Raw genomic sequence first — 9,412 nt, forward strand, 5'->3', positions numbered from 1 at the left:
AGGGTTCCGCCACGGCACGGCACGGCGGCGGATAAGCGAGATTCCGCGGCGGATTGTTGCGCGGCGGCCTCTTGTTGCGTCGACCCGTTGATACCGTAGGACGGTGACTGCCTCCCCTGACGACCGCACCGCCCAGGTGGACGAAACCGAGATCGCGCCTCAGAAGGCGTCGGCGAAGCGCGCGCCGACCGAGAAGCAGGCTCCCGCAGCCTCGACCGCCTCCCCGAAGACCACGCGCACGCCGGCCGCGAAGAAGACCGCCGCGAAATCGACGGCCGCGAAGAAGCCCGGGGCTGCCCGCACCCCGGCGAACGCGACAGCGGCGAAGACGACCGCTGCGAAGGCGGCCGCGGAGAAGGCCGCGCCGACCGCGGAGGTCGTGGTGGAGCCGCTGAAGAAGGCCCTGTCGGGCCGATCCACGGAGAATCGCACGGCGGCAGCTGCTCGCAGCGCCGCGGCGAAGAACACGGCGGCGCGAGCGGCATCGGCGAAGACGGCCTCATCGACCACCGCTGCCGCGTCCGGCACGGCTCGGGCAGGGGCGAAGACCACCGCGGCGAAGTCGGCGGCGGTGAAGGCCACGGCCTCCAAGACGGCGGCCTCTAAGACGGCGGCCTCTAAGACCACGGCCGCGAAGACGGCGGCGGCGAAGACCACGGCCGCGAAGACGGCGGCGGCGAAGTCTGCTGCCGCGAAGTCGACGGCCCGCTCGGCGAGTGCGAAGGCAGCATCGGCGAAGACGGTCGCGGCGAAGACCGCGGCGGCGAAGTCGGCGGCGGCGAAAGCCGTCGCAGCGAAGGAAGCGGAAGCGAAGAAGGCGGCCACGGCGGAGGCGGAAGCGGCGGCGATCGCGGACTCGACGTCGGTCACCGAGTCGACTGCGGTCGCGTCCGCCCCCACTGAGTCGACTCCGGTCGAGTCGGCCCCCATCGATTCGGCCCCGGTCGAGACGGTTCACGCCGAGACGGCGACTTCGCTCGAGCCTGCTCCGGTCGCCACGGCGGGCGAGACTCCGACCCCGGGGATCGAGAGCGCCGAGTCGGTTCTGCTCGAAGATCCCGAATCCGTCGTCGAGGACCGGGTCGATCCGGTCGAGATCTTCGAGGCCGTCGAGGAGCCGGACGACGAGTCGGCAGATGCTGTCGGCCCTGTCGACGGGCCCTCCATCGGCGAAGCGATCAGCATTCGCGGTCTCGTGAAGCACTTCGGCGACAACCGGGCCGTCGACGGCATCGACCTCACGGTCCCGGCCGGCTCGTTCTACGGGGTCGTCGGTCCCAACGGGGCGGGAAAGACGACGACCCTGTCCATCGTCGCGGGTCTTCTCCGCGCCGACGAGGGCCGTGTCGTCATCTGCGGCATCGATCAGGCGGCACAGCCGCAGGCGGCGAAGCGACTGATGGGCGTGCTGCCCGATCGGCTGCGCACGTTCGACCGCCTCACCGGGCGTCAGCTCCTGTACTACTACGGGCTGCTCCGCGGGCTGGCCGCGGACGTCATCGAGAAGCGGGCGGCCGACCTCGCTCGTGCCTTCGATCTCGGCGACGCGCTCAGCCGGGTGGTATCGGACTACTCGGCCGGCATGACGAAGAAGATCATGCTCGCCGGAGCGATGATCCACTCACCGAGAGTGCTGGTGCTCGACGAGCCCTTCGAGTCCGTGGATCCGGTCTCCTCCGCGGTCATCCTCGACATCCTCCGGGCCTACGTGTCGCACGGCGGCACCGTGATCCTCTCCAGCCACGGCATGGACCTTGTCGAACGGGTCTGTTCGCGTGTCGCGATCATCGTGAACGGAGAAGTGCTCGCGGAGGGCACCATCGACGAGGTGCGCGCGGGCCAGACGCTCGAGGCGCGCTTCGTCGAACTCGCCGGTTCCAGCGGAGAGGTGGAGGGGCTCGAGTGGTTGCACACGTTCTCCGACTGAGGTTCGCGCTTCTCCTCGGCTCGTTGCGCGGCGATCGTCGGGTTCGGGTGCTCGTCACCTTCGGCGCGGTCGTCGCGGTCACCGTGGTGGTGTGCCTCGCGGTCTTCAGCCTGGCCGGCGCCCCTGTCCCGGTCGCCCGCGCCGTCACGGTCCTCGGCGGCGCCGCTCTTCTTCTCGGCTTCCTCGTGGGGCCGATCCTCGTCGGAGCCGTCGACCAGCTCGACCCGCGACGGTTCGCGGTGTTCGGCGTGGATGAACGTCGGATGCCGTGGGTGCTCGCTCTGGCCTCCTTCGTCAGCGTGCCGAGTCTCGCGCTCCTCGCCGTCTACATCAGTGTGTGCATCGTCGCGATCGGCGCGGGCGCGCCCTGGCCGCTCGCGGTGTCGATGACGCTCGTGAGCGTGATCACGACGGTGCTGACGTCTCGGATCGGGATGGCGATAAACGCCCTGCTCCTTCCCGAGCGGCGCTCCCGGGAGCTCACCGCGCTGTTCGCGCTCGCGCTGATCGTGATCGCCTTCCCGGTCGCGGTCTTCCTCGGTTCCTTGCGCTGGGACGGACACGTCCCCGCCTCGCTGGCCGCTCTGACCACGGCGATCGGATTCAGCCCTCTCGCCGCATCGCCGGCCTTCCTGTTCGCCGCCGCGGCGGACGAGACCGCTTCGGCGTGGACGAGCGCGGTCATCGCGGTCGTCAGCGTCGCACTGCTCTGGGTGGCCTGGACGTGGCTCGTCCGGCGCCTGCTCACGACGACGGAGCGCCCCGTCACATCGCGCGAGCGTACGGGGCTCGGCTGGTTCGGACTGCTCCCTTCCAACGCGTTCGGTGCGATCGCGGCTCGAAGCCTCGTCTATTGGCTGAGGGATCGCCGCTACATCATGAACATCATCGTGGTGCCGGTGGCGGGTGTGCTCACCGTGCTGCCGCTCATCGTCGCGGGGGTCCCGCTCGAAGTCGCCGTCCTCGTCCCGGTGCCCGTGATGGCGCTCTTCTTCGGCTGGCTGCCCCACAACGACGTCGCCTACGACTCGACGGCCCTGTGGACGCACGTGGCGAGCGGGGTGCGCGGCCTGCCCGACCGTCTCGGGCGTCTCGTGCCCGTGCTTCTCGTGGCGATCCCCGTCCTCGCGATCGCGGTGCCCCTCTCGCTCCTCGTCATCGGGGACTGGGCCCTGCTGCTGCCGCTCAGCGGTCTCGCCGCGAGCCTGCTCTTCTCTGCGCTGGGTATCTCGAGCATCGTCTCGGTGGTGGCGCCGTACGCGGTGTCCCGTCCGGGCGACAGCCCGTTCCAGCAGCCGCAGCGTCCCACGTCGCGAGGCGCCTACGGTCCGGCCGCCGCGTTCCTCGGGGCGATCGTGTGCAGCGCTCCGGCCATCTGGTTGTTCGCCGCCGCTTTCGTCGGAGGGTCGGCGTATGCCCCGGCGGCGTTCTGGGTCGGGCTCATCGTCGGCATCGTCGTCCTCGTGGTGGGGGCGATCGTCGGCGGGCGCATCTTCGAGCGCAGCGGCGAGCGTCTGATGGAGTTCGTCGAGACCGCGTGACGACCGCCCGCGGCGAGCTCGACGCCGCTAGACTCACGGGATGAGTACTCCGCTGGACAGCCCCGATCAGGGCGGCGTGGCAACGCTTGATCGCGAACTGGAAGAGCTCCTCCGCGAGGAGAATCTCGAACCGGGCGACCATGAGCGCTTCTCGCATTACGTGAAGAAGGACAAGATCCTCGAGTCCGCGATCACCGGGAAACCGGTGCGCGCGCTGTGCGGCAAGAAGTGGACGCCGGGCCGTGACCCGGAGAAGTTCCCGATCTGCCCCACGTGCAAGGAGATCTACGAGTCGATGGTCGGCTGACCTCAGTCGGCTTCGACGTACACGGTGGGAATCGCCGGGTCGGACTTGCTGAGCGCGAGAGCGCGCACCGGAAGCTCCTCCCGCACGCGCAGGTGATGCGCCCGCGCGGAGACCGTCCCCTCGACGCCCTCGTGGGCCGTGTCGATATCGCCCGCCTCGACGAACGTCACCTGCAGCGGCCGGCCGTCGAGATGCTCGTCCGGGGTGTCGAGTTCTTCGAAGCCGTCGGAGACGACGACGGTCTCGGCTGTCGCGACGCCATCGACCAGAGTCCGGAACGCGGCCTTGCGCCCGCCGTACGAGCCCTTGTCGGCGGAGGCCTTGGCGACGCCGATCCAGGCTCCGGCGGAATCCTGTCGAGCCACGAGCTTGTACACCATGCTCGCGGTCGGGTAGCCGGAGCCCGTCACCACAGAGGTCCCGACCCCGTAGGCATCGACGGGTGACGCCGCGAGGGCGGCGATGGCGTATTCGTCGAGGTCGCTGGTCACGGTGATGCGCGTCCCGGTCGCCCCGAGCTCGTCGAGTTGCGCACGCACATCGCCCGCCACGATCGGGAGGTCGCCGGAGTCGATGCGCACGCCGCCGAGGTCGGTGCCGGCGACGCGGATCGCGGTCTCGACGCCGGTGCGGATGTCGTAGGTGTCGACGAGGAGCGTCGTGCCGATGCCCATGCTGTCGACCTGTGCGCGGAAGGCTTGCTCCTCGGTGTCGTGCAGCAGCGTCCAGGAGTGCGCAGCCGTCCCCATCGTCGGGATGCCCCAGCTCCGCCCCGCTTCGAGGTTGCTCGTCGCGCCGAAGCCGGCGATGTATGCGGCTCGTGCCGCGGCGACGGCAGAGCGCTCGGCGGCGCGGCGGGAGCCCATCTCGGCCAGCGGACGCTCACCCGCGGCGATGCTCATGCGCGAGGCGGCCGTCGCGACGGCGGAGTCGTGGTTGAGCACGCTGAGCGCGAGCGTCTCCAGCACGACGGCGTCGGCGAACGTGCCCTCGACCGTCAGGATGGGGGAGCCGGGGAAGTAGAGCTCGCCCTCGCGGTAGCCGCGGATCGACCCGGTGAAACGGTAGTCCTCGAGGTGCTTCAGCGAGGTCGCATCGACGACCTGGGCATCCCGGAGGAAGCGGAGCTCGTCGTCGCCGAAGCGGAAGTCCCGCAGCAGCCCGAGGAGGCGACCGGTCCCCGCCACGACACCGAAACGGCGACCGCCGGACAACCGTCGAGAGAACAGTTCGAAGACGCTCGGACGGAAGGCCGTCCCGTCCCGCAGGGATGCGGCGAGCATCGTCAGCTCATAGCGGTCGGTGAGCAGCGCCGTCGACGTGGTCATGCGCTCAGTTTAGTGAGCGTGCTGATGCGCGCGGCCGGTCCCGCGCGGGTAGGCTGGGGAGTCATGAACGACGCGCCGATCGGGATCTTCGACTCCGGTGTCGGCGGGCTCACGGTGGCGCGGGCCATCCGCGCCCAGCTGCCACGTGAGTCGTTCGTCTACATCGGCGACACCGCGCATTCCCCGTATGGGCCCAAGCCCATCGCCGACGTCCGCCGATACGCGCTCGAGGTGCTCGACACGCTCGTCGATCAGGGGGTGAAGATGCTGGTGATCGCGTGCAACACGGCATCGGCCGCCATGCTCCGCGACGCCCGTGAGCGCTACGACATCCCCGTTGTCGAGGTGATCGGTCCGGCCGTGCGGCGCGCCGTCTCCACGACGCGCAACGGGCGGGTGGGCGTGATCGGCACCGTCGGAACGATCGGCTCCCGCGCGTATCAGGACATGCTCGAGGTGAACGAGCGGCTGCAGGTCTTCACCGCCGCCTGCCCGCGTTTCGTCGAGTTCGTCGAAGGCGGGATCACGGGTACGCCCGAGGTGCTCGCCGTCGCCGAGGAATACCTCGCCCCGCTGCGAGAAGCCGACGTCGACACCCTCGTGCTCGGCTGCACGCACTACCCGTTCCTTCGAGGTGCCATCAGCTACGTCATGGGGGAGGGCGTCACCCTCGTCTCCAGCGACGACGAGACCGCCGGCGACGTCTACCGCCAACTCGTCCGGGGCGATCTGCTGGCGTCGCCGGATGCCGCCGCGACCTACGTCTACGAGGCCACCGGCGCCTCGACCGACGACTTCACGGCGCTCGCCAACCGCCTGATGGGTCGGGAGGTCCGCGACGTGCAGCTCGTCCAGACCGGCGTGATCACCCTCCCCGACAGCGCCTTCGAATAAGACCCGCGGATCGAGACGACTCGATCCACCATCCCGACCCGAGAGAAGCTCATGACCGAAATCGTCCGCGCCGACGGCCGTTCCACCGATCAGTTGCGCGAGATCACCATCGAGCGCGGCTGGAGTGCGCATGCCGAGGGATCAGCCCTCATCAGCTTCGGCGGCACGAAGGTGCTGTGCACCGCCTCCTTCACCAACGGCGTCCCGCGCTGGCTCACCGGCAAGGGCAAGGGGTGGGTCACGGCCGAGTACTCCATGCTCCCTCGCGCCACCAACAGCCGCAACGACCGCGAGAGCGTGAAGGGACGCATCGGCGGGCGCACCCACGAGATCTCCCGCCTCATCGGACGCGCCCTGCGTGCGGTGGTCGACACGAAGGCGCTCGGTGAGAACACCATCGTCATCGACTGCGATGTGCTGCAGGCCGACGGGGGAACGCGCACGGCGGCCATCACCGGTGCCTACGTGGCTCTCGCCGACGCCATCGAGTGGGGTCGGGAGAAGAAGTTCATCGGCAGGAACTCCACGCCGTTGCTCGACTCCGTCGCCGCGGTGTCGGTCGGGATCATCGACGGTGAGCCCATGCTCGACCTGGCATACGTCGAGGACGTGCGCGCCGAGACCGACATGAACGTCGTCGTCACCGGACGTGGTCTCTTCGTCGAGGTGCAGGGAACGGCGGAGGGCGCCCCGTTCGACAAGCGGGAACTGGATGCTCTGCTCGAGCTCGGCCTGGCCGGATGCGAGGATCTGAAGGGCGCGCAGCTCGCCTCCCTGGCAGGCGAGTGACATGCAGGTCGTCCTGGCGACGCACAACCCGCACAAGGTCGCGGAGTTCCAGCAGATCGTCGCGCTGGCGCGTCCCGACCTCGAGATCATCGGGTACGACGGGCCCGAGCCGGTGGAAGACGGCGTGACGTTCGCCGAGAACGCCCTCCTCAAGGCGCGTGCCGCTGCCGCACACACCGGACTCGCCGCCCTCGCGGACGACTCGGGCATCTGCGTCGACGTGCTCGGCGGCTCGCCCGGCGTGTTCTCGGCCTACTGGGCCGGACAGAAGAAGGACGCCGCGGCCAACCTCGAGCTGCTGCTGGATCAGTTGCGCGACATCGCCGACCCGCATCGGGCCGCGCATTTCACCTCGACGATCGCCCTCGTCCTGCCAGACGGCCGGGAGCAGGTCGTGGAGGGGCTCTGGCCGGGGCGCTTGGCCCATGCCGCCTCCGGTGCGGGGGGCTTCGGGTACGACCCGATCTTCCTCCCGGACGGTCAGCCCGCAGGAGAGGAGCGGTCGGTCGGGGAGTTCAGCGCCGAGGAGAAGCAGGCGCAGTCGCACCGTGCCCGTGCCTTCGCCGAGCTGGTTCCGCTGCTCGCCGGACTCTGAGCCGAGGTGCGGAGAGAAACCGCTGCTGAAGCTGAGAATCGTTACCCTTCCCGACTAGCCGGAACACGCCTCCCGGCCCGGCATCCCGGTCTAGCCTGGGGGCATGCACGATCACGCACCCGACCCCGGCGGCATCCGTTCGGCCAGCAGCAGACGCCTGCTGACGATCTCGCTGTCACTGACCGCGACCGTGATGGTCGTGCAGGTCGTGGGGGCCGTTCTCACCGGGTCGCTCGCGCTGCTCGCCGACGCCGCGCACATGTTCACCGACGCCTCGGCGCTCGTGATCGCCCTGATCGCCGCGACTGTCGCCGCACGCCCGGCCGATGACCGGCGCACCTTCGGGTACCAGCGGGCCGAGGTCTTCGGCGCGCTGATCAACGCCGTCATCCTGATCGCCCTCGCGACCTGGGTCGCGATCGAGGGCATCGGGCGACTCATCGACCCGGGAGAGGTCGAGGTCGCCGGCGGACTCATGCTCGTCGTCGCGGTCGTGGGGCTGCTCGCGAACGCCGTGTCGATGTGGCTGCTGAGTCGCGCGCAGCGGACCAGCATCAACGTGCGCGGTGCCTACCTCGAGGTCATGGGCGACCTGATCGGATCGGCAGCGGTGATCGTGGCCGCGATCGTGATCCTCGTGACCGGATGGATGCCGGCGGATGCGATCGCGTCGCTGTTCATCGCGGCGATGATCATCCCGCGGGCGATCGCGCTCCTGCGCGAGGTGTTCTCCGTGCTCGCCGAGTCGGCGCCGAAGGGGACGGCCGTGAGCGAGATCCGCACGCATCTGCTCGGCTACGAGGGAGTCGTGGGGGTGCACGACGTGCACGTGTGGCAGCTGACCCGCGGAGCTCCCGTCTTCACGGCCCATGTGAGCATCGAGCCGGCGCTGTTCGCGGACGGACGATCGACGCAACTGCTCACCGAGATGCAGTCGTGCCTCGCGGATCACTTCGACGTGGAGCACTCCACGTTCCAGATCGAGCCGGCGGAGCAGTCGGACTGCGAACCGCACCACGCCTGATCGCGCGGAAGGTCAGGACTCGACGACGATCTCGTCCGGGCGCTTGTCCGGGCGCAGTCCTCGCCACCGGGCATGGCGGAGCACACCGTCGGGCGTCCAGTTCGCGAATTCGACCTCCCCGACGACCTCCGGACGCACCCAGAGCGCATCGGATGCATCGAGGACGGGGACCCCGTCGAGCGGCGCGGCGTCGATGCGCAGGGGCTCGAGCCGTGTGAGCAGGTCCCGCAGGATGCGGTCGGTGAATCCGGTGCCCACGCGGCCGACGTAGCGGAGTCGGCGCCGATCCGGCTCCGGCACCGCCAGCAGCAGGGAGCCGAGGGTGCTCTCACGGTCGCCCTTGCCCGGCCGGATCCCCACCACCACGACCTCCTGCATCCGCGTGTGCTTGAGCTTCAACCATGAGGGGGAGCGCTGCCCCGGGCGGTACCGCGACCGAGGGTCCTTGACGACGACGCCCTCCAACCCGAACTCCCGGCTGGCGGCGAGGGCCGCATCGACGTCGTCGAACACCGGGGGGATCTGCACCGGCGCATCGAGGTCGGCGATCACATCCTCGAGCAGTGTCCGTCGTTCCCTCAGCGGCAGGCCGGTGAGGTCGTGGCCGTCGAGGCGCAGCAGGTCGAACAGCATGTACACCACCGGGGTGCGCACGACCTCGCGCTCGATCTCCCTCGGGCGCGTGAGGTGCATGCGGTTCTGCAGCAGGGAGAAGCTGGGGCGGCCGTGCACGTCGAACGCGACGATCTCCCCATCGACGATGGCATCCGCGACGGGGAGGAAGGGCGCACCGTCGGCGGTGAGTTCGGGGTAGCGGGCCGTGATGTCGGTGCCGCGGCGTGCGTGCAGCAGCATCCGACCCTCCGCCCAGGTCCCGATCGCCCGGATGCCGTCCCACTTCACCTCGACCCATGAGGGCTCGCTCAGGGCACGCGCGACGCCCGCGGTGCCGTTCTCGGCCAGCATCGGTGCGAGCGAGGTCGTGCGCACCCCGGTGGTGTACATGC

The 9,412-nt window shown here is 69.7% G+C and carries 10 protein-coding genes; 7 read left to right on the top strand and 3 right to left on the bottom strand.

Annotated features, from left to right (window positions below; translation table 11 throughout):
* Window positions 1-159: 159 nt before the first annotated feature.
* Window positions 160-582: a hypothetical protein gene (locus CQ042_RS20300; RefSeq protein WP_146115395.1), complete on the bottom strand. Its 423-nt coding sequence runs from the start codon at window positions 580-582 to the stop codon at window positions 160-162.
* On the opposite strand from CQ042_RS20300, the gene CQ042_RS20795 reads away from it, so the two are divergent.
* From CQ042_RS20795 to CQ042_RS12575, 3 genes are read left to right on the top strand one after another with little or no spacing between them, the layout of a single operon-like run.
* The gene (locus tag CQ042_RS20795) at window positions 572-1,927 is read left to right on the top strand and encodes an ATP-binding cassette domain-containing protein (RefSeq protein WP_308736982.1); all 1,356 of its coding nucleotides are present in this window, start codon (window positions 572-574) and stop codon (window positions 1,925-1,927) included. The two genes, CQ042_RS20300 and CQ042_RS20795, sit on opposite strands and share 11 nt — an antisense overlap.
* Entirely contained in the window at window positions 1,903-3,468 is a 1,566-nt protein-coding gene (locus CQ042_RS12570) for a hypothetical protein (protein ID WP_105670813.1), read from the top strand. Before CQ042_RS20795 ends, CQ042_RS12570 begins: the two co-directional genes overlap by 25 nt.
* A 40-nt stretch (window positions 3,469-3,508) precedes the next feature.
* The gene (locus CQ042_RS12575) at window positions 3,509-3,775 is read left to right on the top strand and encodes a DUF3039 domain-containing protein (protein WP_028503536.1); all 267 of its coding nucleotides are present in this window, start codon (window positions 3,509-3,511) and stop codon (window positions 3,773-3,775) included.
* A 2-nt stretch (window positions 3,776-3,777) separates the two neighbouring features.
* On the opposite strand, the gene CQ042_RS12580 is transcribed toward CQ042_RS12575, so the two are convergent.
* On the bottom strand, window positions 3,778-5,103 hold the full coding sequence (locus CQ042_RS12580; RefSeq protein ID WP_105670814.1) for a nicotinate phosphoribosyltransferase: 1,326 nt from the start codon (window positions 5,101-5,103) through the stop codon (window positions 3,778-3,780).
* 63 nt (window positions 5,104-5,166) lie between these two features.
* On the opposite strand from CQ042_RS12580, the gene murI reads away from it, so the two are divergent.
* The 4 genes from murI to CQ042_RS12600 all read left to right on the top strand — a co-directional run bounded on the left by murI (window position 5,167) and on the right by CQ042_RS12600 (window position 8,405).
* Complete coding sequence (murI, locus tag CQ042_RS12585; protein ID WP_105670815.1) at window positions 5,167-5,997, top strand: glutamate racemase; 831 nt, start codon at window positions 5,167-5,169, stop codon at window positions 5,995-5,997.
* 51 nt (window positions 5,998-6,048) lie between these two features.
* On the top strand, window positions 6,049-6,786 hold the full coding sequence (gene rph / locus CQ042_RS12590; protein WP_105670816.1) for a ribonuclease PH: 738 nt from the start codon (window positions 6,049-6,051) through the stop codon (window positions 6,784-6,786).
* A gap of 1 nt (window position 6,787) precedes the next feature.
* The gene (gene rdgB, locus CQ042_RS12595) at window positions 6,788-7,381 is read left to right on the top strand and encodes an RdgB/HAM1 family non-canonical purine NTP pyrophosphatase (RefSeq protein ID WP_105670817.1); all 594 of its coding nucleotides are present in this window, start codon (window positions 6,788-6,790) and stop codon (window positions 7,379-7,381) included.
* 103 nt (window positions 7,382-7,484) lie between these two features.
* Window positions 7,485-8,405: a cation diffusion facilitator family transporter gene (locus tag CQ042_RS12600; RefSeq protein ID WP_105670818.1), complete on the top strand. Its 921-nt coding sequence runs from the start codon at window positions 7,485-7,487 to the stop codon at window positions 8,403-8,405.
* A 12-nt stretch (window positions 8,406-8,417) separates the two neighbouring features.
* On the opposite strand, the gene ligD is transcribed toward CQ042_RS12600, so the two are convergent.
* On the bottom strand, window positions 8,418-9,412 hold a 995-nt coding region (gene ligD / locus CQ042_RS12605), incomplete at its 5' end, for a non-homologous end-joining DNA ligase (RefSeq protein WP_219844854.1).

The sequence above is a fragment of the Microbacterium sp. MYb62 genome (genome assembly GCF_002979475.1).
GTDB lineage: Bacteria > Actinomycetota > Actinomycetes > Actinomycetales > Microbacteriaceae > Microbacterium.

Bases quoted from the DNA above. Each gene is read 5' to 3' on its own strand.
- CQ042_RS12575 (WP_028503536.1), top strand. From the start codon at position 3,509: ATGAGTACTCCGCTGGACAGCCCCGATCAGGGCGGCGTGGCAACGCTT.
- CQ042_RS12580 (WP_105670814.1), bottom strand. From the start codon at position 5,103: ATGACCACGTCGACGGCGCTGCTCACCGACCGCTATGAGCTGACGATG.
- murI (WP_105670815.1), top strand. From the start codon at position 5,167: ATGAACGACGCGCCGATCGGGATCTTCGACTCCGGTGTCGGCGGGCTC.
- rph (WP_105670816.1), top strand. From the start codon at position 6,049: ATGACCGAAATCGTCCGCGCCGACGGCCGTTCCACCGATCAGTTGCGC.
- rdgB (WP_105670817.1), top strand. From the start codon at position 6,788: ATGCAGGTCGTCCTGGCGACGCACAACCCGCACAAGGTCGCGGAGTTC.
- CQ042_RS12600 (WP_105670818.1), top strand. From the start codon at position 7,485: ATGCACGATCACGCACCCGACCCCGGCGGCATCCGTTCGGCCAGCAGC.